This window comes from Agrococcus sp. DT81.2, from assembly GCF_049844935.1.
Classification (GTDB): domain Bacteria; phylum Actinomycetota; class Actinomycetes; order Actinomycetales; family Microbacteriaceae; genus Agrococcus.
Map to the genome: position 1 here is coordinate 29,962 of NZ_JBNCLZ010000010.1, position 22,949 is coordinate 52,910.

The 22,949-nt window shown below is 71.7% G+C and carries 23 protein-coding genes and 1 riboswitch; of the genes, 21 read left to right on the forward strand and 2 right to left on the reverse strand.

Annotated elements, in window-relative coordinates:
* Positions 1-186 precede the first annotated feature (186 nt).
* From lysA to ACLQ21_RS14955, 15 genes are all read left to right on the forward strand, one after another.
* The gene (gene lysA / locus ACLQ21_RS14885) at positions 187-1,614 is read left to right on the forward strand and encodes a diaminopimelate decarboxylase (protein ID WP_425664748.1); all 1,428 of its coding nucleotides are present in this window, start codon (positions 187-189) and stop codon (positions 1,612-1,614) included.
* Positions 1,611-2,903 carry a homoserine dehydrogenase gene (locus tag ACLQ21_RS14890; protein ID WP_425664749.1) on the forward strand — a complete coding sequence of 431 codons (1,293 nt, stop codon included), beginning with the start codon at positions 1,611-1,613 and terminating at the stop codon, positions 2,901-2,903. The genes lysA and ACLQ21_RS14890 overlap by 4 nt, the downstream gene beginning before the upstream one ends.
* Before the next feature lie 11 nt (positions 2,904-2,914).
* Positions 2,915-3,985, forward strand: coding sequence for a threonine synthase (gene thrC / locus ACLQ21_RS14895; protein WP_425664750.1), 1,071 nt, complete (start codon positions 2,915-2,917; stop codon positions 3,983-3,985).
* Positions 3,982-4,947 (forward strand): homoserine kinase, encoded by a 966-nt coding sequence (thrB, locus tag ACLQ21_RS14900; protein WP_425664751.1) that lies wholly within the window; start codon positions 3,982-3,984, stop codon positions 4,945-4,947. Before thrC ends, thrB begins: the two co-directional genes overlap by 4 nt.
* 140 nt (positions 4,948-5,087) lie before the next feature.
* A complete protein-coding gene (rho, locus tag ACLQ21_RS14905) occupies positions 5,088-7,394 on the forward strand; it encodes a transcription termination factor Rho (RefSeq protein ID WP_425664752.1) in 2,307 nt (768 codons plus the stop codon).
* Between the two features lies 1 nt (position 7,395).
* On the forward strand, positions 7,396-8,475 hold the full coding sequence (prfA, locus tag ACLQ21_RS14910; RefSeq protein ID WP_425664753.1) for a peptide chain release factor 1: 1,080 nt from the start codon (positions 7,396-7,398) through the stop codon (positions 8,473-8,475).
* Between the two features lie 110 nt (positions 8,476-8,585).
* Positions 8,586-9,740: a ScyD/ScyE family protein gene (locus ACLQ21_RS14915; RefSeq protein ID WP_425664754.1), complete on the forward strand. Its 1,155-nt coding sequence runs from the start codon at positions 8,586-8,588 to the stop codon at positions 9,738-9,740.
* Between the two features lie 97 nt (positions 9,741-9,837).
* Positions 9,838-10,299: an AAA family ATPase gene (locus ACLQ21_RS14920; protein ID WP_425664755.1), complete on the forward strand. Its 462-nt coding sequence runs from the start codon at positions 9,838-9,840 to the stop codon at positions 10,297-10,299.
* Positions 10,300-10,318: 19 nt separating this feature from the next.
* The gene (locus ACLQ21_RS14925; RefSeq protein WP_425664756.1) at positions 10,319-10,684 is read left to right on the forward strand and encodes a hypothetical protein; all 366 of its coding nucleotides are present in this window, start codon (positions 10,319-10,321) and stop codon (positions 10,682-10,684) included.
* A 149-nt stretch (positions 10,685-10,833) separates the two neighbouring features.
* Entirely contained in the window at positions 10,834-11,919 is a 1,086-nt protein-coding gene (locus ACLQ21_RS14930; protein WP_425664757.1) for an extracellular solute-binding protein, read from the forward strand.
* 58 nt (positions 11,920-11,977) lie between these two features.
* Positions 11,978-12,964, forward strand: a complete 987-nt coding sequence (locus ACLQ21_RS14935) for an ABC transporter ATP-binding protein (protein ID WP_425664758.1) — start codon at positions 11,978-11,980, stop codon at positions 12,962-12,964.
* Positions 12,961-14,685 carry an ABC transporter permease gene (locus ACLQ21_RS14940; RefSeq protein ID WP_425664759.1) on the forward strand — a complete coding sequence of 575 codons (1,725 nt, stop codon included), beginning with the start codon at positions 12,961-12,963 and terminating at the stop codon, positions 14,683-14,685. The genes ACLQ21_RS14935 and ACLQ21_RS14940 overlap by 4 nt, the downstream gene beginning before the upstream one ends.
* Complete coding sequence (locus ACLQ21_RS14945; protein WP_425664760.1) at positions 14,678-15,616, forward strand: metallophosphoesterase; 939 nt, start codon at positions 14,678-14,680, stop codon at positions 15,614-15,616. Before ACLQ21_RS14940 ends, ACLQ21_RS14945 begins: the two co-directional genes overlap by 8 nt.
* Before the next feature lie 16 nt (positions 15,617-15,632).
* A riboswitch (guanidine-III (ykkC-III) riboswitch) is annotated at positions 15,633-15,696 on the forward strand.
* 10 nt (positions 15,697-15,706) lie between these two features.
* Positions 15,707-16,021 (forward strand): DMT family transporter, encoded by a 315-nt coding sequence (locus ACLQ21_RS14950; protein ID WP_425664761.1) that lies wholly within the window; start codon positions 15,707-15,709, stop codon positions 16,019-16,021.
* Positions 16,021-16,392 carry a DMT family transporter gene (locus ACLQ21_RS14955; RefSeq protein ID WP_425664762.1) on the forward strand — a complete coding sequence of 124 codons (372 nt, stop codon included), beginning with the start codon at positions 16,021-16,023 and terminating at the stop codon, positions 16,390-16,392. Before ACLQ21_RS14950 ends, ACLQ21_RS14955 begins: the two co-directional genes overlap by 1 nt.
* Before the next feature lie 340 nt (positions 16,393-16,732).
* On the opposite strand, the gene epsC is transcribed toward ACLQ21_RS14955, so the two are convergent.
* The gene (gene epsC, locus ACLQ21_RS14960) at positions 16,733-17,287 is read right to left on the reverse strand and encodes a serine O-acetyltransferase EpsC (RefSeq protein WP_425664763.1); all 555 of its coding nucleotides are present in this window, start codon (positions 17,285-17,287) and stop codon (positions 16,733-16,735) included.
* Positions 17,288-17,296: 9 nt separating this feature from the next.
* Entirely contained in the window at positions 17,297-18,226 is a 930-nt protein-coding gene (gene cysK / locus ACLQ21_RS14965) for a cysteine synthase A (RefSeq protein WP_425664764.1), read from the reverse strand.
* Between the two features lie 106 nt (positions 18,227-18,332).
* On the opposite strand from cysK, the gene prmC reads away from it, so the two are divergent.
* From prmC to atpE, 6 genes are all read left to right on the forward strand, one after another.
* Positions 18,333-19,193, forward strand: a complete 861-nt coding sequence (gene prmC, locus ACLQ21_RS14970) for a peptide chain release factor N(5)-glutamine methyltransferase (protein WP_425664765.1) — start codon at positions 18,333-18,335, stop codon at positions 19,191-19,193.
* Between the two features lie 155 nt (positions 19,194-19,348).
* The gene (locus ACLQ21_RS14975; protein ID WP_425664766.1) at positions 19,349-20,017 is read left to right on the forward strand and encodes an L-threonylcarbamoyladenylate synthase; all 669 of its coding nucleotides are present in this window, start codon (positions 19,349-19,351) and stop codon (positions 20,015-20,017) included.
* Positions 20,018-20,021: 4 nt separating this feature from the next.
* Positions 20,022-21,227 carry an MraY family glycosyltransferase gene (locus ACLQ21_RS14980; protein ID WP_425664767.1) on the forward strand — a complete coding sequence of 402 codons (1,206 nt, stop codon included), beginning with the start codon at positions 20,022-20,024 and terminating at the stop codon, positions 21,225-21,227.
* Positions 21,224-21,685 carry a hypothetical protein gene (locus tag ACLQ21_RS14985; RefSeq protein ID WP_425664768.1) on the forward strand — a complete coding sequence of 154 codons (462 nt, stop codon included), beginning with the start codon at positions 21,224-21,226 and terminating at the stop codon, positions 21,683-21,685. The genes ACLQ21_RS14980 and ACLQ21_RS14985 overlap by 4 nt, the downstream gene beginning before the upstream one ends.
* Positions 21,686-21,836: 151 nt before the next feature.
* Entirely contained in the window at positions 21,837-22,676 is an 840-nt protein-coding gene (atpB, locus tag ACLQ21_RS14990; protein WP_425664776.1) for a F0F1 ATP synthase subunit A, read from the forward strand.
* A 35-nt stretch (positions 22,677-22,711) separates the two neighbouring features.
* Positions 22,712-22,948, forward strand: a complete 237-nt coding sequence (gene atpE, locus ACLQ21_RS14995; RefSeq protein ID WP_343921337.1) for an ATP synthase F0 subunit C — start codon at positions 22,712-22,714, stop codon at positions 22,946-22,948.
* The last annotated feature ends 1 nt before the right edge of the window (position 22,949 follow it).

Here is a 22,949-nt window from a genome sequence, read left to right on the forward strand (position 1 = left end):
CGGCCGGAATCGCCTCCGCTCGTGGCCGGATGCGCGCATCACCGCTCGCCGTGAGGGGGAGCGGGCGACCGGGTGGCGGCAGAGCCGCCATGCGCGGCCTCCTAAGATGGAGGGCAGCGCCACAAGCGCCGACGCCGCCGGCGCTCTCGATCGCCTGCCCACCGAATCTCACACGGACGGAGTCCCGTGCCGCATCCGCTCGCCCCCCTGCTGCTCGACGCGAGCGACCCGAACGCCCTCGCCGAAGGCGTGTGGCCGGCGGGCACGGAGCGAGTCGACGGCGCGCTGCGCATCGGCGGCGCCGACGTGCGCGAGATCGCCGCGCAGCACGGCACTCCCTTCCTGCTCGTCGACGAGATGGTCGCGCGAGGACGCGCCCGTCGCATCCGCGAGGCATTCGAGGCCGCCTTCCCCGCCGTCGACGTCTACTACGCCGGCAAGGCGCTGCTCACCGCCGACGTCGCCCGCTGGATGCGCGCCGAGGGGCTGCGCATCGACGTGTGCTCGGGCGGCGAGCTCGCGATCGCGCTGCGCGCGGGCGTCGAGCCCGAGGCGATCGGCTTCCACGGCAACAACAAGAGCGAGTCGGTGATCGCCGCGGGCGTCGAGGCGGGCGTCGGCACCTTCGTGCTCGACGCGCCCATCGAGGCCGAGCGCGTCGCGGCCGCAGCGGAGCGCGCGGGACGCGTGCAGCGCGTGCGCCTGCGCGTCTCGGTCGGCGTGCACGCGTCGACGCACGAGTTCCTCGCCACGAGCCACGAGGACCAGAAGTTCGGCGTGCCGATCGACGAGGTGCCCGAGCTCGTCGCCCGCATCCGCGAGCTGCCGAGCCTCGAGCTCGTCGGCCTGCACTCGCACATCGGGTCGCAGATCTTCGACGCCGACGGCTTCGCCGAGTCCGCGCGCCGCTTGCTCGCGCTGCACGCCGAGCTCGGCGCGACGGCACCGCTGCCGGAGCTCAACCTCGGCGGCGGCTTCGGCATCGCCTACACGGCCGCCGACAGCCCCGAGCCGATCGAGGCGATCGCCGAGCGGCTCGCCGCCGCCGTGCGCGACGCCGCCGACCACGTCGGCATCCCCGTGCCGCGCATCGCGATCGAGCCCGGCCGCTGGATCGTCGGCCCCGCCGGCGTCACGGTCTACACGATCGGCACCGTGAAGCCCGTGCGCGTCGACGACGGCACGCGCACCTACGTCTCCGTCGACGGCGGCATGAGCGACAACGCGCGGCCCGCGCTCTACGGGGCGCAGTACTCGGCACGGATCGCGAACCGCTCGAGCGACGCGGAGCCCGCGCTCGCGCGCGTCGCCGGCCATCACTGCGAGTCGGGCGACATCGTCGTCGACGCGGAGTGGCTGCCCGCCGATGTCGCCCCCGGCGACCTGCTCGCCGTCGCGGCGACCGGAGCGTACTGCCACTCGCTCGCCTCCAACTACAACGCGACGCCCCGGCCGCCCGTCCTCGCGGTGGCGAACGGCGAGGTGCGCACGCTCGTGCGCCGCGAGTCGCTCGACGACGTGCTGTCGCGCGACGTCGGACTGCGGCCGGAGGCGGAGCCCGCAACGGCACCGACGCCGTCGCACGTCGCTTCGATCGATCAGGGAGACGCATGAACTCGTATCGGAGCCTCCGCATCGCCCTGCTCGGGGCCGGCAGCGTCGGGTCTCAGGTCGCCCGCCTGCTGCTCGAGCACGCCGACGAGTTGGCCGCTCGCGTGGGCGCGCCGCTCGAGCTGGTCGGCATCGGCGTGCGCGACCCCGACGCGCCGCGCGACGTCGACCTGCCGCGCGAGCTCATGACGAGCGACCTCGAGACCCTCGTCGCGGGCGCCGACATCGTCGTCGAGCTGCTCGGCGGCATCGAGCCGGCCCGCACGCTGCTGCTCGACGCGCTCGCCGCAGGCGCCGACGTCGTCACCGCCAACAAGGCGCTCGTCGCCGCGCACGGCCCCGAGCTGTTCGACGCCGCCGAGGTGGTCGGCGCGCAGGTCGCCTACGAGGCCGCTGTCGGCGGCGCGATCCCCATCATCCGCCCGCTCGAGCAGTCGCTCGCCGGCGACCGCGTCACGCGCGTCATGGGCATCGTCAACGGCACCACGAACTTCATCCTCGACCGCATGCACACCGACGGCTCGTCGCTCATCGACGCGCTCGCCGTCGCGACCGAGCTCGGCTACGCCGAGGCCGACCCGACCGCCGACATCGAGGGCTTCGACGCGGCGTCGAAGGCGACGATCCTCGCGTCGCTCGCGTTCCACACCGCCGTGCCGGGCGAGCTCGTGCACCGCGAGGGCATCACCGGCGTGACGGATGCCATGGTGCAGCAGGCGGAGCGCACCGGCCGGGTGCTCAAGCTCGTCGCGATCTGCGAGCGGATGCCCGGCGAGGGCGGCGACCGCGTCTCGGCTCGCGTGCATCCCGTCTCGCTGCCGGCGACGCATCCGCTCGCCGCCGTGCGCGAGGCGAAGAACGCCATCTTCGTCACTGCGGAAGCCGCGGGCGACCTCATGTTCTACGGCGCGGGCGCCGGCGGTCCCGAGACGGCCTCCGCCGTGCTCGGCGACCTGGTCTCGATCGCCCGCCGCCACGTGCTGGGCGGCCCCGGCGGTCCGGCGTCGACGCACGCGGATCTTCCCATCGCGCCGTTCGGCGACGTGCTCGCGCGGCACGAGCTCGCGCTCACCGTCGCAGACCGGCCCGGCGTGCTCGCCGCCGTCGCAGGGCTCTTCGCCGACCACGGCGTCTCGGTGGAGTCCGTGCGGCAGGACGCCGGCGACGCGCACGCGTCGCTCGTGCTCGGCACCCACACCTCGAGCGAGGCGCGCATCGCCTCAGTGCTCGAAGCGCTCGACGCGCACACCGACGTGGAGCGGATCGACAGCGTCGTCCGACTCATCGACTAGGAGGCTTGAACATGGCGAACCAGTGGCAGGGCGTGCTGCGCGAGTGGGCCGACGTGCTCGACGTGACGGATGCGTCGACGGTCGTGACGCTCGGAGAGGGCGGCACCCCGCTCATCGAGTCGAGGGCGCTGTCGGCGATGACCGACGCGCGCGTGCTCGTGAAGTTCGAGGGGCTCAACCCCACCGGCTCCTTCAAGGACCGCGGCATGACGGTCGCGGTCTCCCGCGCCATCGAGCGCGGCGCGAAGGCGATCGCGTGCGCGTCGACGGGGAACACGTCGGCCGCTGCCGCCGCCTACGCGGCCGCCGCGGGCATCCAGGCGATCGTGCTCGTGCCCGAGGGCCGCATCTCGATGGGCAAGCTCGCGCAGTCGGTCGTGCACGGCGCACGCATCGTGCAGATCCGCGGCAACTTCGACGACTGCCTGGAGATCTCGAAGGAGCTCGCCGAGCAGTACCCGGTGCACCTCGTCAACTCGGTGAACGACGACCGCATCGAGGGGCAGAAGACGGCCGCGCTCGAGATCATCGACGTGCTGGGCGACGCGCCCGACATCCACATCATGCCGGTCGGCAATGCCGGCAACATCACGAGCTACTGGCGCGGCTTCTCGCAGGCCGCGACGGCCGGCACGGCGACGAGGCGCCCGCGCATGATCGGCTTCCAGGCCGCCGGCGCCGCGCCCATCGTGCGCGGCGAGGTCGTGCGCGAGCCCGACACGGTCGCCACGGCCATCCGCATCGGCAACCCCGCGTCCTGGCAGCAGGCGCTCGCCGCCCGCGAGGAGTCGGGCGGCTACATCGGCGCCATCGAGGACGCCGCGATCCTGAGCGCGCAGCGACTGCTCGCCTCGTCGACCGGCGTGTTCGTCGAGCCCGCCTCGGCCATCTCGGTCGCCGGGCTGCTCGAGCGGCACGCCGCCGGCGACATCCCCGCGGGGTCGACCGTGACGCTCACCGTCACGGGCCACGGGCTGAAGGACGCGGCCTGGGGCCTGCGGCTCGAGGACGGCTCCGACGCCACGCCCGAGTCGGCCGACGCCGACACCACGCAGGTCGCGCAGATGCTGGGCCTCGCGTGACGGGCCGCCTGTCCGCCAGCACCGTGCCGCTCGGCCGGCGCGTGCACGTGCGCGTGCCCGCGACGAGCGCGAACCTCGGCCCCGGCTTCGACACGCTCGGTCTCGCGCTCAACGTGCACGACGAGCTCGAGGTCGTCGCGACGGAGTCGGGCGTGCGCATCGACGTCTCCGGCGTCGGCGCGCCGGGGACCGAGCACAGCGTGCCGACCGACGAGACGAACCTCGTCGCGCGCGCCCTGCTGCACGTCTTCGACCGCGTGGGCGTCGAGCCTCCGGGCATCGAGATCACGGCGACCAACAGCATCCCCCACGGCCGGGGCATGGGCTCCTCCGGCGCCGCGATCGTCGAGGGCGTGCTCGCCGCCAAGGGGCTGCTGGAGGGCATCGTCGACGTGACCGACGCCGACGTGCTGCGCTACGCGACCGAGCTCGAGGGCCACCCCGACAACGTCGCGCCCGCGATCTTCGGCGGCCTCACGATCGCGTGGGTCGACGAGACCGGCCCGCGCCACAAGCAGCTCGCCGTGCACCGCGGCGTCTCGCTGCTCGTCGCCGTGCCGGAGGCGACCATGTCGACCTCGCTCGCCCGCAGCCTGCAGCCGACCGAGGTGCCGCACGCCGACGCCGTCTTCAACCTGTCGCGCTCCGCGCTGCTCGTTGCGGCGCTGACGCAGAGCCCGGAGCTGCTGCTCGATGCCACCGAGGACCGCCTGCACCAGACGTACCGCGCGAGCGCGATGCCTGAGACGAGCGCCCTGATCGGCGAGCTGCGGGCCGCCGGCCACGCCGCCGTCGTCTCTGGCGCAGGCCCCTCGGTGCTCGTGCTCGCGAGCGATCCGGCCGCCAGGCTGGAGGCCGCGAAGATCGTCGAGCACCGCCCGGAGGCGTGGAATGCGCGCCTGCTGGCCGTCGACATCCGCGGTGGTACAGTGGACCGCGTCCCCAGCAACGCCGCGGTCTAGCCCGGCACAGGGGGCTTTCTGACTCCTCTCTCCGCATTCTGAATGCGTTCGACGTCCGCACCGCGGCCGTGGGCGCAGCGGGAGACGTGGTCCAACGCCCGCAGCTTCGCGCGCGGGCCGACATCGAAGGAGCACTCGCCATGACGAGCGAGATCATCGACAGCATCCCGGCGTCGGACGACGCCGCTGTCCCGTCCACCGCAGGCCTCGACACCACGGCGCCCGCTCAGGCGCCCGAGTCCGAGGCGCCCGCCGCGCCCAAGCGCCGCTCTCGCCGTGCGACGTCGTCGTCCGTGGCAGAGAAGGCCGAGGCGCCGGCTCAGGCGGATGCCGCCCAGGCCGAGGCCGCACCGGCCGACGCCGCACCGGCCGCGGCCGCGCCCGCGGACGCCCCCGCCGCCGAGCAGGAGGCGCCTGCCGCCGACGTGCCCGCCGCCGAGACCGCGCCCAAGCGTCGCGCTCCGCGCCGCTCGACGAAGCAGGCCGACGCATCCGCGCCGGCCGCCGACGCCACCGAGGTCGTCGAGGCGCCCGCCGCCGACGCGGCCGCGACCGACGCCGCTGTCGCGGACGCTGACGCCGCAGCGCCCGCCGCCGACGAGGCGCCCGCCAAGCGCGCCCCGCGCACGCGCACGAGCCGTGCCCGCGCGAAGTCCGGCGCACCCGCCGACGAGCAGCCGGCCCCGCAGACCGACGCCCCCGCGGCCGAGACCTTGGTGGCGGATGCGCCGGCGCGCGACGCCGACCGTGCCGGCTCAGACGCATCCGACGACCGCGCAGCGCGAGCACGTGCCGCCGTCGTCGAGGTGACCGGCGACGAGCAGCGCCAGGGCGACCAGGGCCAGGACGACCAGCGCCAGGACGACCAGCGCCAGGGCGACGAGGCCCGAGGCCGTGGCCGTGGCCAGCGCCGCGGTCAGAATCGCGACGACCAGAGCCGCGATGACCAGAACCGCGACGATCAGCGCCGCGACGAGCGCCAGGGCGACCAGCGCCAGGGCGAGGACGACTCGGACGAGCAGTCGGACGACCGCCAGTCCGACCACGGCGACGGCCAGCGCGAGGGCACCTCGCGCCGCCGCCGCAGCCGTGGCAAGGGCAGCCAGCAGGGCCAGGACGAGCCGCAGCAGGACGACGACGAGAACCGTCGGGGTCGCGGCCGCGGTCGCAACGGGCAGCAGAACGGCCCGCAGACGCAGCAGCAGCCGCAGTCCGACCAGGACGGCCGCCGTGGTCGCGGTCGTGACCGCAACCGCGGTCGCGTGCAGGGCGACGAGTTCGAGGTGCACGAGGACGACGTGCTGCTGCCCGTCGCCGGCATCCTCGACCTGCTCGACAACTACGCCTTCGTGCGCACCTCCGGCTACCTGCCCGGCTCGAACGACGTCTACGTCTCGCTCGCGCAGGTCAAGAAGCACGGCCTCCGCAAGGGCGACGCGGTCGTCGGCGCCATCAAGCAGCCGCGCGAGGGCGAGCAGCAGCAGTCGAACCGCCAGAAGTTCAACGCGCTCGTGCGCGTCGACTCGGTCAACGGCCAGTCGGTCGAGGACGCACTCGCGCGCGTCGAGTTCTCGAAGCTGACGCCGCTCTACCCGCAGGAGCGCCTGCGCCTCGAGACCACGTCGAACAAGCTCTCGACCCGCGTCATCGACCTCGTCGCGCCGATCGGCAAGGGCCAGCGCGGCCTCATCGTGTCGCCGCCGAAGGCCGGCAAGACGCTCGTGATGCAGGCAATCGCGAACGCGATCGCCGAGAACAACCCCGAAGTGCACCTCATGATCGTGCTCGTCGACGAGCGCCCCGAGGAGGTCACCGACTTCCAGCGCACCGTCAAGGGCGAGGTCATCGCATCGACGTTCGACCGGCCCGCCGAGGACCACACGATCGTCGCGGAGCTCGCCATCGAGCGCGCGAAGCGCCTCGTCGAGCTCGGCCACGACGTGGTCGTGCTGCTCGACGGCATCACGCGCCTCGGTCGCGCCTACAACCTGTCGGCACCGCCGTCGGGCCGCATCCTCTCCGGCGGCGTCGACTCGAGCGCGCTCTACCCGCCGAAGAAGTTCTTCGGTGCCGCGCGCAACATCGAGCACGGCGGCTCGCTCACGATCCTCGCGACGGCGCTCGTCGAGACCGGATCCAAGATGGACGAGGTCATCTTCGAGGAGTTCAAGGGCACCGGCAACATGGAGCTCCGCCTCTCGCGCCACATGGCCGACAAGCGCATCTTCCCCGCCGTCGACGTCAACGCCTCCGGCACGCGCCGCGAGGAGATGCTCATGGGCGTCGAGGAGACGAAGGTCATGTGGAAGCTCCGCAGGGCGCTCGCAGGCCTCGACACGCAGCAGGCGCTCGAGCTCGTGCTCAAGCAGCTCAAGGAGACGCAGTCGAACGTCGAGTTCCTCATGAAGGTCTCGAAGTCGGTGCCCGGCCAGCACGACAAGGACTGACGTGTTCGAGTCGGTCTCGGGCCTCCTGGCCGAGCACGCCGACCTCGAGCTGCAGCTCGCCGACCCGGCGCTGCACGCCGATGCCGGTCGTGCGCGCCGGGTGAACCGGCGCTACGCCGAGCTCAGCCAGATCAAGGCTGCGCACGAGCGCTGGCGCGCGGCGGTCGAGGATCTCGCCGCCGCTCGTGAGCTCGCCCGCGAGGACGACGCGTTCGCCGAGGAGGTGCCCGCGCTCGAGGCGGTGGAGCACGAGACCGAGGAGCGCCTCCGCAGGCTGCTGATCCCGCGCGACCCGGATGACGGACGCGATGTGATCATGGAGGTCAAGGGCGGCGAGGGCGGCGAGGAATCGGCGCTCTTCGCAGCCGACCTCGTGCGCATGTACTCGCACTACGCCTCGAGCCGCGGCTGGAAGATCGAGATGCTCGAGTCGACGCCCAGCGACATGGGCGGCTTCAAGGACGTGCAGATCGCGTTCAAGGGCTCATCGAACGACCCGTCAGAGGGCGTGTGGGCGTCGCTCAAGTACGAGGGCGGCGTGCACCGCGTCCAGCGCGTGCCGGCCACCGAGACGCAGGGGCGCATCCACACGTCGACGACCGGCGTGCTCGTCTTCCCCGAGGTCGACGAGCCCGAGGAGGTCGCGATCGATCAGAACGACCTCAAGATCGACGTGTACCGCTCGTCGGGCCCCGGCGGCCAGAGCGTGAACACGACCGACTCGGCGGTGCGCATCACGCACATCCCGACCGGCATCACGGTCTCGATGCAGAACGAGAAGAGCCAGCTGCAGAACCGCGAGGCGGGCATGCGCGTGCTGCGCGCCCGGCTGCTCGCGAAGCAGCAGGAGGAGCGGGATGCGGCGGCGTCGGACGCACGTCGCAGCCAGATCCGGGGCATGGACCGGTCGGAGCGCATCCGCACCTACAACTTCCCCGAGAACCGCATCGCCGACCATCGCACCGGCTACAAGGCGTACAACCTCGACTCGGTGATGAACGGCGCGCTGCAGCCGGTGATCGACTCGTGCATCCAGGCCGACGAGGAGGCGCAGCTCGCGGCTCTCGCGGGCGACGCCTGACCTGACGACGCTTCACCGAATCGGGGGCTTGTAGGGACGCTGGAGCAGGCGGACCCTGGTGCGCGGCGGCATCCCGCCGTCACCCCTTTCTCGATGATGAGGAGCGCCTGATGTCTCGCAATCTTCGGTCCAAGGCGGCGGCGGCCGTAGCCGCCGCAGCCATGGGCCTGGCCCTGATCGCCATCACCGGCCCGCCAGCTTCCGCGGGCGGCGACCATTCCGGCGGCGGTCACGACGACGACGTCGTCACCGTGGCGACGGGTCTCAACAACCCCCGGCAGCTCTCGGTCGAACGGGGCCATCGTCTCTACATCGCGGAGGCCGGCACCAACGACAGCTGCGAGGCCGTCCCCGACGCCCCCGAGGGGTTCGAGGTCTGCGGCCTGACCGGATCGGTGACGGAGGTGCGCCACGGTGAGCAGCGGCGAGTCGTCACGGAGCTGCCGGCGCTCAACTTCCTCGGCGAGGTGGTCGGCGCATCCGACGTGGACGTGCGCTGGAACCGGATCGCGGTGCTCATCGGCGGAGCGGCCGCCGGGACGGCGGCGCGCGACAGCTTGGGCGACGAGTACGCCGCCTTCGGCACGATCCACACGGGCCGACTGCACTGGACGCCGCTCACCGGAGCCGACCTGCGCCTCGTGGCCGACATCAACGCCTTCGAGGTCGCGGAGAACCCTGACGACAGCGAGGAACCGGACAGCAACGCGGTCGGGTTCGTGGCGCGCGGCGACCACCGCTGGGCCGTCGCCGACGCGGGCGGCAACACGCTGCTGCGAGCGAGCGGGCAGGGTGTCGGCACCATTGCGGTGTTCCCCAACGGCGACCCCGTGCCGAACCCCACCCCTGAGGGTCCTCGCGAGATCAGCCCCCAGGCGGTGCCGACCGACGTGACGATCGGTCCCGACGGCGCGTACTACGTCTCGCAGCTGACCGGCTTCCCGTTCCCGGAGGGCGGCTCGTCGATCTGGCGGGTGACGCGTGACGGTGCGGCGACCGAGTACGCCACGGGCCTGACGATGGTCACGAGCCTCGCCTGGCGTGGCGACACGCTGTACGCCGTGCAGATCGACGACGAGGACGCCCTCGGCGAGGAGCGCAGCGGGTCGCTCCGCGAGGTGACTCCGGGCGGCTCCGAGCACGAGGCGGTCGTGGACGACCTGTCCTCGCCCTACGGCGTCGCGATCCGCGGGCACCACGCGTACGTCACCGTCGACTCGACCTCGAGCGGCGAGGGCTCGGTGATCAGGGTCGACCTGCACTGACCTGCACCGACCTGGACTGAACTGCACTCAACTGGACAGGGGGCCTCCGACGTCGCGACAGCGGCGGCGGGGGCCCCTCCCACGTAGGCTCGCCCGCATGGCCCAGGTCACGCTGCTGTGCGGGCCCGCCTGCGCGGGCAAGTCGACGCTCGCGCGCGAGCTGGAGGCCGACGGCGCGACCGTGCTCTCGTTCGACCGCGAGGCGTGGGCACGCGGCGTGCACGACGGCGCCTTCACACAGCGGCTGATGGCGTCGATCGACGCGGATCTGCACGAGCGGATGGCATCCGCCGTCGCGGCGGGGGAGCGGGTGGTGCTCGATGCCTCGCTCTCGACCCGCGCGGTGCGCGACATCTGGCGAATGCGCTGCGACGCCATGGGCGCGACGCACGAGCTGGTGGTCGTGCGGGCGCCGCTCGAGACGCTCACCGCCCGCCTGCGCGAGCGCGAGCCCGGCCCAGAGTCGGTCGTGCTCGCCGAGGACGCGCTCAGGCGCTACGTCGCCGGGTTCGAGTGGCCCGGCGACGACGAGCCGCACCGCGAGCTGCGCACCGCCTGAACAGTGCCAGGATGACGGCATGGACGCGGTCCTGATGTCGCTCGGCTCGGCCCTGCTCGCCGCCGCTGCCATCGCGCTCGCCGTCGTCGTCCACCTGATCGGCCTCGGCCGGATCGCGCCGACGCCGGCGCTCGGGCTGCCTGGGCGGCGGCTGCGGACGGATGCGCCGACGTACCGCAGGGCGCACCGCGCGGCCACGCCGCTCACCTGGCTCGCGTGCTCGATCGCGGCGGCCGCCGCTCTGGGGTCGCTGATCGCTGCTGGTGCCGGAGGGTCCGAGGAGTGGGCGATCCTCGCCGTCCTCTCGGCGATCGTGCTCGTCGTCGGGCTCGCGCTCGCCACGTGGCGCGCGCACGCCTCGATGCACGGCGAAGCCGCCGACTGAACGGGGCGCGCGCCCCGCGTTCACCCGCCGAGGGCGCGCCGTTCACCATGCACGGATAGGTTGGCAACGAACGCGCCACGGCAAAGTTGCACAATGCGCGCCGCTGTACGCGATCCACCGGATCCACGACCTGAGAAGAGGCTTTCGACATGCAGATCTCGATGAAGCGAACGGCGCGGGGCGCCGCACTGCTGGCGATGGGTTCGGTGCTGCTCGCGGGCTGCGCGAGCGCGACCCCCGGGGGGAGTGCGGCTCCCGGCGAGAGCTCGGCGCCGGCGGCGGGCAGCGGCGAGACGCTGATCGTGTACACCAACTCGAACGGCGACGGCCGAGGCGAGTGGGTCACGGCTCAGGCCGCAGAGGCCGGCATCGACATCGAGATCGTCGGGCTCGGCGGCGCCGACCTCACCAACCGCATCATCGCCGAGAAGAACAACCCGGTCGGCGATGTGGTCTTCGGGCTCAACACGATGTTCTTCGAGTCGCTGAAGGCGGAGGAGGCGATCGTCGGCTACGAGCCGGAGTGGTCGGCCGACGTGCCGCAGGACGCCGGCGATCCCGTCGACGGGGCCTACTGGCCGCTCGTCGACCAGGCCATCGTGATGGTCTACGACGAGGCGTCGGTCGCCGACGCGCCCTCCGACATCGCCGAGCTCTGGACGGACCCCGCGTACCAGGGCACCTACGAGGTGAACACGGCGCTCGGCCAGGCCACGCCGCAGCTCGTCGTCGCCGGTATCCTCGCGCCGTACGTCGACGAGTCGGGCGAGGTCTCGGACGAGGGCTGGGCGCAGGTGGAGGCGTACTTCGCGAACGGCAGCCCGGCGGTCGAGGGCACCGATCTCTACGCACGGTTCGACCGTGACGAGGTCGACTACGGCATCGTCCCGTCCGGCGGCATCATCGCGCGCGACGCCGAGTACGGCACGACGACCGCCATCGTCCCGTCTGAGAACGGCGTGCCCTTCGTGACCGAGCAGATCGGCGTCATCGCTGGCACCGACCGGCAGGAGCAGGCGCAGGCCTTCATCGACTGGTTCGGCTCCGCAGAGGTGCAGGGCGCATTCGCCGAGGAGTTCAACTCCATGCCGGTCAATGAGGGTGCGCAGGCTCAGGCCAACCCCGAGATCGTCGAGCTCATCGGCTCGGTCGAGCGAGCCGACATCGACTACGCGCTCGTGCGGGAGCACATCGGCACCTGGGTCGAGCGCATCGAGCTCGAGTACCTGCCGTGACCGACGCGGGTGGGGGCGGCCTCGCCGCTCCCGCCCCGCATCCCGAAGAGGAGCGACAATGATCCGATTCGACGGCGTCCGCGTCGAATACGAGGGCCATGTGGCCCTCGAGGGACTCGGCCTCACGATCGATGAGGGCGAGTTCTTCACGCTGCTCGGGCCGTCGGGCTGCGGCAAGACCACTGCCTTGCGCGCGCTCGCCGGCTTCGTCGAGCCGACCGCCGGCAGGATCGAGATCGACGGCCGCGATGTCACGCGCGTGCCGAGCGAGAAGCGCGGCGTCGGCATGGTCTTCCAGAGCTACGCGCTGTTCCCGAGCATGTCGGTGCGCGAGAACATCGCGTTCGGGCTGCGCGTGCGCCGTCGTCCCGGCGGCGAGCGTCGCGAGCTCGTCGACCGGGTCGCAGAGCAGGTCGGGCTCGCGCAGGGCCAGCTCGAGCGCGGCGTCGCAGAGCTGTCCGGCGGTCAGCAGCAGCGCGTCGCGATCGCCCGCGCGCTCGTGCTCGAGCCACGCATCCTGCTGCTCGACGAGCCGCTCTCGAACCTCGACGCCAAGCTGCGTGTGCAGTTGCGCGGCGAGCTGCAGCGGCTGCAGCGGGAGCTCGGGGTCACGACCGTCTATGTCACGCACGACCAGGAGGAGGCGCTCGCGCTCAGCGATCGCGTCGCAGTGCTCTCCGATGGACGCGTCGAGCAGGTGGGCACACCCGTCGACATCTACGAGCGCTCCGCATCACCTTTCGTGTGCGACTTCATCGGCGAGGCCACGAGGTTGAGCGACCCGCAGCTCGCTGCGCTCGGACTGGCGTCCGACGGCGAGGCGTGGGTCCGGCCCGAGCACGTGGCGCTCGCGGCGGACGGCGTTCCCGCCGTCGTGCGGGCGACCGCCTACCGCGGCGCCTCGACGCTGCTCGAGCTCGAGGTCGCGGGCGCTCCACTGCTCGCGGAGAGCTCGAGCCGCGCCGCCGTCGGCCTGCGGCTCGACGACGAGACCCGGGTGGCGATCGACGAGGCCGCGCTGCTGCGCTACGAGCGGTCGTCGTGAGCGCAGCGCGATCGGGGACGCTCGGCATGCTTCGCTCGCCGCTTGCGATCGTCGTGGTGGTCGCGGTCGTCTGGTTCGCGGCCGCCTTCCTCGTGCTGCCGAACGTCTCGCTGCTCGCGGCGACCTTCGCGCCCGAGGGCCAGCTCTCGCTGACGGCGGTCGAGCGGCTGCTCTCGAGCGAGCGCGCGCTGCGCTCGCTTGGCAACAGCCTGCTGCTCGCATCCGCGCTGGCCGTCACGGTGAACGTGATCGGCATCTTCATCGTGCTCGTCACGCAGTGGTTCAGGATGCGCGCGCGCCGCGTGCTCTGGCTCGGGTTCGCGACGACCTTCATCTACGGCGGCATCGTGCTCGCCGCCGGCTACAACTTCATCTACGGCCGCTACGGCTTCGTCACGAACTGGCTCGCGACCTGGGTGCCGGACCTGGAGCGCAACTGGTTCTCGGGCTTCTTCGCCGTGCTGCTCGTGATGACCTTCGCGACCACCACCAACCACATGCTCTTCCTCTCGGCCGCCCTCGCGAAGGTCGACCGGCATGCGATCGAGGCTGCGCGGCTCATGGGCGCCGGCACCTGGACGATCCTCTGGCGCATCGTCCTGCCGACGCTGCGGCCGATGATCTTCGCGGTCACGGTGCTCACGTTCCTCACCGGCCTCGGCGCGCTCACCGCGCCACTCGTGCTCGGCGGCGAGGACTTCCAGACGGTCGCACCGATGATCCTCACCTTCTCGCGCTCGCAGACGTCCCGGGATGTGGCGGCGCTGCTCGCGATCATCCTCGGCCTCGCCACGATCGCCCTGCTCGCGATCATGAACCGTGTCGAGCGCAGCGGCACCTACTTCGCCGTCGCGAAGGTCGCCGCGCCCCTCGAGCCCGAGCCCTTCCGCACTCGCTGGGGCTCGATCAGCATGCACGTCGCGGCGTGGGCGCTGTGGGTGGCGTATGTGTTCCCGGTCGCCGCCGTGCTGCTGTTCTCCTTCGTCGACGCTCGCGCGATCTCCGCCGGCGCCATCGGGTTCAGCGATCTGACGCTCGAGCACTGGGTGACGGTGCTGACCAGCGTGGATGCGCTCCGCCCGTTCCTCGTGTCCGTCGCGTACTCGGCGCTCGCGTCGGTCATCGCCGTCGTCGGCATCGTGTTCGTCGCGCGGCTCATCACGAAGCATCCCGGCTGGCTCTCGAGCACCGTCGAGTACGTGCTCCACCTGCCGTGGATCCTGCCGACGATCCTCATCGCCCTCGGACTGGTGCTGGCGTTCGATCGCCCCCAGGGCCTGATCGGCGGCCAGGTGCTGACCGGCACGGTCGTCCTGCTGCTGGTCGCCTACGTCATCATCAAGCTGCCGTTCACGCTGCGGCTGCTGAAGGCCGCGTTCGCGTCGGTGCCGGCCGATCTCGAGGACGCCTCGCGCATCCTCGGAGCCGGCCAGCTGCAGACGCTCTTCCGAGTCGTCGTGCCGATGATCCTGCCGACCGTCGCAGCGATCACCGCGCTCAACTTCAACAGCCTGCTCGACGACTACGACGCGGCCGTCTTCCTCTACCACCCGCTCGCCGAGCCGCTCGGCATCGCGATCAAGCGCTCGACCGAGGGCGAGGCCAACCTCGACGCGATGTCGATCACGTTCGTCTACACCGTGCTGCTCATGATCGTGCAGGGCTTCGTGCTCTGGTTGGTCTACGGCCGCGCGGGCAGGAAGCGGCGCAGCCGTGCCTGAGGACATCATCATCAGCGAGCACCCGAGGCCCACGGTCACGATCGCGCACCTCACCGATCTGCACCTGACGGCCGACGGCAGCCCGCTCCACGGCGCCGTCGACGCGGACCGCACGCTCATCGAGGCGATCGCTCGGCTCGAGGCGTCGGGCATGCGGCCCGATGCAGTCGTGCTCTCCGGCGACCTCGCCGACCGAGGCGACCGGACGGCCTACGAGCGGCTCGACGCGATCGTGACCGAGCCCATCCGACGCATGGGGGCGCAGCTCGTGATCGCGAGCGGCAACCATGACGACCGCGCGCAGCTGCGTGCGACGATGCTGCGCGATGCGCCGCCGCAAGCGGATGCGCTCGCTCAGCTCGGGCCGGACGCCCCGATCTGCGGCATCCATACGGTCGCGGGGCTCCGCATCATCGTGCTCGACTCGAGCGTTCCAGGCGCCCACTGGGGCGCCGTCGACGAGCGGCAGCTCGCGTGGCTGAAGGGTGTGCTCGAGGCGCCGGCGCCGCAGGGCTCGATCCTCGTGATGCACCACCCGCCCATGCCGACGTTCCTCGATGTCGCGGTGATGGTCGAGCTGCGAGGCCAGGAGGCGCTCGCCTCTGCGCTCTCCGGCGGCGACGTGCGCGCCATCATCGGCGGCCACATGCACCACGCGGTGTCGTCGACCTTCGCCGGCATCCCGGTGCACTCGACCCCCTCGCTCGCCTACACGCAAGATCTGCTCGTCGAGGCCGGCGGCAGGCGCGGTCAGGACGGCGAGCGCGCGATCGGCGTGCTGCATGTGCTGCCGAACGCCATCGCGCACGCCATCGCGCCGATCGCGACGCATGCGACCGTGGGCGAGGCTCTCACGCCGGAGCAGTCGCGAGCGCGCATCGCGGCGAGCGGCATCGCCTGGCGGCCCGGAGCCGAGCGGCCGCTCACCTGAGCCGAATAGAATGGCGGCTGGACCTGACGGCGGGTCCGCGGACGAGGGAGCCGTACCCGCACAGCGACAAGACGGCCGGAAGGACTCGTCATGGCTTGGGTGATCCTCGTCGCCTCGGGGCTGCTGGAGGCCGTCTGGGCGGCCGCGATGCAGGCCTCGAAGGGCTTCCGCAAGTGGAAGCCGACCGTGCTGTTCGTGGTCGCGATGATCGCGTCGATGGGCGGGCTCGCGATCGCGATGCTCGAGATCCCGACTGGCACCGCCTACGCGGTGTGGGTCGGCGTCGGCGCCGTCGCGACCGTCGCGCTGCAGGCGGCGCGCGGCAAGGAGCGGCTGACGCTCATCCGATCGCTCCTGCTCGTGCTGCTCGTCGGCTGCCTCGTCGGCCTGAAGCTGGTGAGCTGATGCGCGCGCGCACCGCATGGCTCGTGCTGCTCGCGAGCGCCGTGCTCGAGGCCGTCTGGGCGACCGCGCTTGGGGAGTCGGCGGGCTTCTTGCGCCCGCTGCCGACCGTCGTGTTCGCCGTCGCGGCGATCCTCAGCTTCATCGGGTTGGAGCGGGCGGTCCAGGTCATCCCACTCGCGACCGGCTACGCCGTCTGGACGGGAGTCGGCGGTGCGCTCACCGTCGTCTGGGCGCTGCTGACGGGCGTCCAGCCGTGGAACCCCCTCATGCTGCTGTTCCTGGCCGGCATCCTGGTCGCGGTCGCGGGTCTCGCGCTCACCGAGCGCCCGCACGCCTCGCCCGCCGAGGCCACCGCATCCGCCCCCGACTGACCCGCCGAGTTGCGCCTCCCGCGCGAGCGGCGCTTCCCGCGTCTGAGTGGCGCCCGCCGTGCCTGAGTGGCGCCTCCGGCAGGCGAGTGGCGCGTCGCGCATCTGAGTGGCGCTTCGCGCGGGTGAGTGGCGCTTCCCGCAGGTGAGTGGCGCCTCCCTTCCCCGGCTGGTGGGGGCTTGCAACAACCGCCTGGCGCGGGGAGTCCTCTCGCCGGCTTAGCGCCACTGATCTGCGGATGCCGCCACTCACCCGCGGATGCCGCCAATCACCCGCCGGTGCCGCCACTGGCTCGCGGAAGGCGCCACTCACACGCGCGAGGCGCCAGTCAGGCGCGGGAGGCTAGATCGAGTACTCGATGTGCGGCAGCTCCGCCGGCGCCGTGCGCGCGACCGGCTTGGCCGGCACCCCCACGAGCGTCGAGCCCGAGGGTGCGTCGTGCAGCACGACCGCGTTCGCGCCCACCTTCACGTCGTCGCCGAGCGCGATGGGCCCGAGGATCTTGGCTCCCGCGCCGACCAGCACCCGGTGCCCGAGCGTCGGGTGCCGCTTGACGGCCGCGTTCGCCGTGCCGCCGAGCGTGACGCCGTGGTAGAGCATCACGTCGTCGCCCACCTCGGCGGTCTCGCCGATCACGACGCCCATGCCGTGGTCGATGAAGAAGCGCCGCCCCAGCCGCGCCCCCGGGTGGATCTCGACGCCCGTCATGAAGCGCGCCACCTGGCTGCCGGCGCGTGCGAGCGAGCGCGCGCCGGCATTCCACAGGCGGTGCTGGATGCGGTGGGCCCAGACCGCGTGCAGGGTGGAGTACGTGAGCGCGATCGTCACCGCGCCACGAGCGGCCGGATCGTGCCGCTTCGCGTTCTCGATGTCCTCACGGACGTTGAGCAGGCCCATCCGTGAACCTCAGGCCAGGTCGGCGTAGATCGGCATCGAGAGGTAGCGCTCGCCGGTGTCGCAGACGACCGCGACGATCGTCTTGCCGGCCGACTCCGGCCGGCGGGCGATCTCGAGCGCCGCCCAGACGATGGCACCGGAGGAGATGCCGGCGAAGATGCCGTCCTTCGCGGCGAGTTCGCGGCCGACGCGCACGGCGTCGTCGAGCTGCACGTCGACGACCTCGTCGTAGACATCGGTGTCGAGGATGGCCGGCACGAAGTTCGCGCCGAGTCCCTGGATCTTGTGCGGCCCGGCCTTGCCCTCCGACAGCAGCGGTGAGTCAGCGGGCTCGACGACCACGAGGTGGAGGTCGGGCTTCAGCTCCTTCAGACGACCACCGGCCCCCGTGATGGTGCCGCCGGTGCCGACTCCGGCCACGAAGACGTCGACCTCACCGTCGGTGTCGGCCCAGATCTCCTCGGCCGTGGTCTCGCGGTGCACGCGGATGTTCGCCTCGTTCTCGAACTGGCGGGCGAGGATCGCGCCGGGCGTCTCGTCGACGACCTGCTGCGCGCGCTCGACCGCGCCGCGCATGCCGTCGGGTCCGGGCGTGAGGATGAGCTCGGCGCCGTAGGCCTTGAGGATCGCGCGCCGCTCGACCGACATCGTCTCCGGCATCGACAGGATGACGCGGTAACCACGCGCAGCACCGACCATCGCGAGCGCGATGCCGGTGTTGCCGCTCGTGCCCTCGACGATCGTGCCGCCGGGCTGCAGCGCCCCCTCGGCCTCGGCCGCGTCGATGATGGCCCGGCCGATGCGGTCCTTCACCGAGGCTCCGGGGTTGAAGGATTCCACCTTGACGAGCACCGTCGCATGCGTGTCGTTGGTGCGCTGGAGGCGCACGAGCGGCGTGCCTCCGATGGTGGCGGTGATGTCGTCGAAGATGCGCGCCATGCGTTGTCCTTTCACCCGATGGAAGCGTTCGTTTCAGTGTAGAGGCGCGCGGCTGGGCGTCCCGTGCACCGGTCTGCGGCCCCCGCTCGCGCTATAGCGTGGGGTCGTGAGCGATCGGTCGGTGGGCGATGCGGTGCGCGAGGCCAGGGCTCGGCTCGCGCTCGCCGGTGTGCACGGCCCCGACGCCGAGCTGCTCGCGGCCTGGGCGGCCGGCGAGACCGCTGCCGAGATCCGCGTCGACATGGCGATGGGACGGTCGTTCCCGGCGGATGCGCTCGCGCGGTTCCGGGCGGCCGTCGCCCGCCGCGAAGCACGGGAGCCGCTCCAGCACATCACCGGCGTCGCGCCGTTCCGGCACATCGAGCTGCGCGTCGGCCCGGGAGTCTTCACGCCGAGGCCCGAGACGGAGCTGCTCGTCGAGGTCGCGCTCGACCACTTGCGCGGCATGGTCGAGCCGACCGTGCTGGACGTCGGCACCGGCTCCGGCGCCGTCGCGATCGCGCTCGCTCGCGAGGCGGGAGCGCGGGTCGTGGCGGTCGAGCAGAGCCCGGCGGCCTTCATCTGGGCGCGGCAAAACGTCGCCGAGCTCGCCCCCGGGGTCGTGCTGCTGCACGCGGATGCCTGCGACGCGGCGGCGCTCGCGGCCGTCGGCGTGACCCCGGGCGCCCTCTCCGCGCTCGTGTCGAATCCGCCGTACGTGCCGCATGCCGCCGTGCCCGCGGATCACGAGGTGCGCGCGTTCGACCCGGAGAGCGCGCTGTACTCCGGCGCGGACGGGCTCGACTTCGTGCGCGACCTCGCGCCGCTCGCCGCTGATCTGGTCGCGCCCGGTGGCATCGTCGCGATCGAGCACGCCGAGCACCAGTCGGAGGCCATCCGGAGGATGCTGGAGGACGCCGGCTTCGCCGGGGCGCGGACGCACGGCGACCTGACGGGCCGCGACCGGGTGACCTCGGCGACGAGGTAACCCGCCGGCGCGATCGACACTCGCTCAAAGTGGCGAGTTGTTGCTCGAGTGGCGCGCCACGACTGCAACGACCCGCCACGCTCTGCCAGGGGAGCGAGCCAGGCGAGCGAGCCAGGGGAGGAGCAGGCCGGAAGGGCCCCGACTACCATGGGCAGGTGCCCGCCATCTACGACTGCGCCGACCCGATGTCCCTGCTCGACGGCGTCCGCGCCGCCCGCACGGCCATCGCCGCGGGACAGTGCATCGTGATGCCGACCGACACCGTCTACGGCATCGCGGCGGATGCGTTCTCCCACGCCGCCGTCGCCGGCCTGCTCGCCGCGAAGGGTCGCGACCGCGGCTTCCCGCCGCCCGTGCTCGTCGCCGACCGCGCCATGGCCGGCGCCCTCGCGGAGTCGGTGCCCGCGGAGCTCGCGCCGCTGCTCGACGCGCACTGGCCGGGCCCGCTCACCGTCATCCTGCGCGCCCAGTCCTCCCTCACGTGGGACCTGGGCGACACCGGCGGGACCGTCGCGATCCGCGTGCCGAACCATCCGATCGCCATCGGCTTGCTGCGCGAGACCGGCCCGCTCGCCGTCTCGAGCGCCAACCTGCACGGCATGCCGGCGCCCACCAAGGCCTCCGCGGCCGCCGAGATGCTCGGCGACCGGGTCGCCGTCGTGCTCGACGCCGGGCCTGTCGGCGGGGACGCCGCACCGGGGGAGCAGAACGGCTCCACGATCCTCGACTGCTCGACGTCGGGCGTCGCCCGTATCGTCCGCCAGGGCGTGCTGCCCCGCGCGGTGATCGCCGAGGCGCTCGGCGACCTGCTCGTCGACGGATGACGCCATGATCTTCCTGGTCATCACGGCGGTGGCCGCGCTCATCACCTTCCTCGCGAGTCGCATCGTGCTGCGTCTCGCGCTGAGGTACGGCATCCACCCGCCGGTGCGCGACCGCGACGTGCACTCTCGCCCCACGCCGCGCCTCGGCGGCGTCGCGATGTGCCTCGGGCTGCTGGGCGCGTTCGGCGTCGCGGCGCTCATCCCCGAGCTGGCCGGCGTCTTCGCCGAGCCGACGCGCATCTGGACGCTGCTCGCCGGCGCGATCGCGATCTGCGCCGTCGGTGTGCTCGACGACCTCTACGACCTCGACTGGATGCTGAAGCTCGGCGCCCAGATCCTCGTGGCCGCGGGTGTCGCGATCTTCGGCGTGCAGATCGTGACGCTGCCGATCGGCGGACTCACCGTGCCGTCGTCCACGATGGCGATCAGCCTCACGGTGCTGCTCATCGTGCTCGTCATGAACGCCGTCAACTTCATCGACGGCCTCGACGGGCTCGTCGCCGGCACGACGATCATCGGCTCGACGGCGTTCTTCGGCTACATCTTCATGATCAGCGCAAACCTGGGCCAGCCGAACGCCTACTTCTCGCTCGCGAGCCTCATCACCTCGATCATCGTCGGCGTCTGCATCGGCTTCCTGCCGGTGAACTGGCACCCCGCCCGGATGTTCATGGGCGACGGGGGAGCGCTCATGCTCGGCCTCATGACGGCGGCGAGCGCGATCGCCGTCACCGGGCAGATCGACCTCGCGACCATGGGGGGCCGCAGCCAGATCCTGCCCGCGTTCATCCCCATCCTGCTGCCGCTCGCCATCCTGCTGCTGCCGCTCACCGACTTCGTGCTCGCCGTCGTCCGCCGGCTCATCAACGGCTCGAGCCCGTTCGCGGCCGACCGCAAGCACCTCCACCACCGCCTGCTCGACATGGGGCACTCCCACCTCGGCGCCGTGCTGATCTTCTACGCCTGGACCGCGGTGGTGTCGATCGGCTGCCTGATCTTCCTCATCCAGCCCTGGTGGGCCGCCATCGGTATCATGGTGGCTGGATTCCTCGTGTGCGCGCTGCTCACGGCGGCGCCGGTCAGCCGGCGCGTGTGGCAGACGTCGCTGCGCGTGATGCGCGAGCGTCGGGCGCGGCGCAGGGGACTCGAGCAGACCATCGACACGCAGCGCGAGCCGCAGCACAACGACGTACAAGGGGAACGCCTGTGACCACGACCGCGATCATGCAGCGCATCCTGCTCTGGGGAGGCATCCTCGCAGCGGCTGTCGCCGTCATCGGCGGGGTGGTCGGATGGGTCCTGGCCGAGGGCGCGGGCGTCGCGTCCGCGCTCGTCGGCACGGCGCTCGCGATCCTGTTCTGCATGCTGACCGCGATGAGCATCCTGCTCGCCTTCAAGGTCTCGAAGGGCGCCATGATCTCCGGCGCGTTCTTCGGCATCGTGCTCGGCGGCTGGCTGCTGAAGTTCGCGCTCTTCATCGTGCTCGTGTTCGTGCTCGGCGACCAGGACTGGCTGCACCGCGGTGTCGCGTTCGGGTCGCTCGTCGCTGCCGTGATCGGGTCGCTCGTGATCGACTGCGTCGTCATCGCGACAAGCCGCCAGCCCACGATCGACAGCGACGCCGACGACGAGACGCAGGGCCGCCCCGCGTCCGGTGCGCGCGCCTGATGGACGTCTCAGGAGTGTCGGTCGCCCCCGACCTCTCTGATAGTGTCGTACCCGTTCCCCCCACAGCCTCGCTCAGCTTCGAGCGTGTTCGCGCGAGGGGGTGCATCGACGTCGAACCGGCGCCAGGCGCCCTGAGCTTGAGGAAGAGACGCTGAACGCCTTGCTGACCTCGCTGGCCGCCGCTGGAACCGAGCCGGAGCCGTTCCACCCGCCGACCCTCGCGGACTTCTTCCCGCCGATCATCCTGTTCCAGGACCCGGCCGTCGATTGGGCCGGCGGCGAGGAGCCGATCTTCGGCATCAACCGCATCATCCTGGTGCGCCTCATCGCCGCGATCGCGCTGATCCTCGTGTTCGTGCTCGGCACGCGCAAGCTGCGGCTGATCCCGACGCGCGGCCAGAGCCTCGTCGAGATGGGCCTCGGCTTCGTCCGCGACGGCATCGCCTACGACCTGCTCGGCGAGAAGGACGGCAAGCGCTTCCTGCCGCTCATCACCACCATCTTCTTCATGGTGCTGGCGATGAACTTCACCGCGGTCATCCCCGGCCTCAACATCGCCGGCACCTCCGTCATCGGCGTGCCGCTCGTGCTCGCGATCGTCGCGTACATCGCCTTCATCTACGCGGGGCTCAAGAAGCACCCGGGCGCGTTCCTCAAGAACTCGCTCCTCCCGCCGGGCGTGCCGTGGCCGCTCTACATCATCGTGCTGCCGCTCGAGTTCATCTCGACCTTCGTGCTGCGACCCATCACGCTGACGCTGCGACTGATGATGAACATGCTCGTCGGCCACCTCATGCTGGTGCTCTTCTTCGCCGCGACGCAGTTCTTCCTGTTCAGCGCCGGTGGCCTGTACACGGTGCTCGGCGTCGGCACGCTCGCCTTCGGCTTCGCGTTCACCGTGTTCGAGCTGCTGGTCTGCGTGCTGCAGGCCTACGTCTTCGCCATCCTGACCACGATCTACATCCAGCTCGCGCTGGCTGAAGAGCACTGACCTCCGTCTTTTCGGACCTCCAGAAAGGAACCACCGTGGACAACGCCACGACCATCCTCGCCGAGATCAACGGCAACATCGGCACGGTCGGCTACGGCCTCGCCGCCATCGGCCCCGCCATCGGCGTCGGCATCGTCGTCGGCAAGACGATCGAGTCGGTTGCCCGCCAGCCCGAGCTGCAGGGCCGCCTGACGGTCCTCATGTTCATCGGCATCGCGTTCACGGAGGCACTGGCGTTCATCGGTATCGCCACGTACTTCTTCATGGTCTGAG

Excerpts from the sequence above, each read along its gene's own strand:
- ACLQ21_RS14890 (WP_425664749.1), top strand. The coding sequence starts at position 1,611 with ATGAACTCGTATCGGAGCCTCCGCATCGCCCTGCTCGGGGCCGGCAGC.
- thrC (WP_425664750.1), top strand. The coding sequence starts at position 2,915 with ATGGCGAACCAGTGGCAGGGCGTGCTGCGCGAGTGGGCCGACGTGCTC.
- rho (WP_425664752.1), top strand. The coding sequence starts at position 5,088 with ATGACGAGCGAGATCATCGACAGCATCCCGGCGTCGGACGACGCCGCT.
- ACLQ21_RS14915 (WP_425664754.1), top strand. The coding sequence starts at position 8,586 with ATGTCTCGCAATCTTCGGTCCAAGGCGGCGGCGGCCGTAGCCGCCGCA.
- ACLQ21_RS14920 (WP_425664755.1), top strand. The coding sequence starts at position 9,838 with ATGGCCCAGGTCACGCTGCTGTGCGGGCCCGCCTGCGCGGGCAAGTCG.
- ACLQ21_RS14925 (WP_425664756.1), top strand. The coding sequence starts at position 10,319 with ATGGACGCGGTCCTGATGTCGCTCGGCTCGGCCCTGCTCGCCGCCGCT.
- ACLQ21_RS14930 (WP_425664757.1), top strand. The coding sequence starts at position 10,834 with ATGCAGATCTCGATGAAGCGAACGGCGCGGGGCGCCGCACTGCTGGCG.
- ACLQ21_RS14935 (WP_425664758.1), top strand. The coding sequence starts at position 11,978 with ATGATCCGATTCGACGGCGTCCGCGTCGAATACGAGGGCCATGTGGCC.
- ACLQ21_RS14950 (WP_425664761.1), top strand. The coding sequence starts at position 15,707 with ATGGCTTGGGTGATCCTCGTCGCCTCGGGGCTGCTGGAGGCCGTCTGG.
- ACLQ21_RS14955 (WP_425664762.1), top strand. The coding sequence starts at position 16,021 with ATGCGCGCGCGCACCGCATGGCTCGTGCTGCTCGCGAGCGCCGTGCTC.
- epsC (WP_425664763.1), bottom strand. The coding sequence starts at position 17,287 with ATGGGCCTGCTCAACGTCCGTGAGGACATCGAGAACGCGAAGCGGCAC.
- cysK (WP_425664764.1), bottom strand. The coding sequence starts at position 18,226 with ATGGCGCGCATCTTCGACGACATCACCGCCACCATCGGAGGCACGCCG.
- ACLQ21_RS14980 (WP_425664767.1), top strand. The coding sequence starts at position 20,022 with ATGATCTTCCTGGTCATCACGGCGGTGGCCGCGCTCATCACCTTCCTC.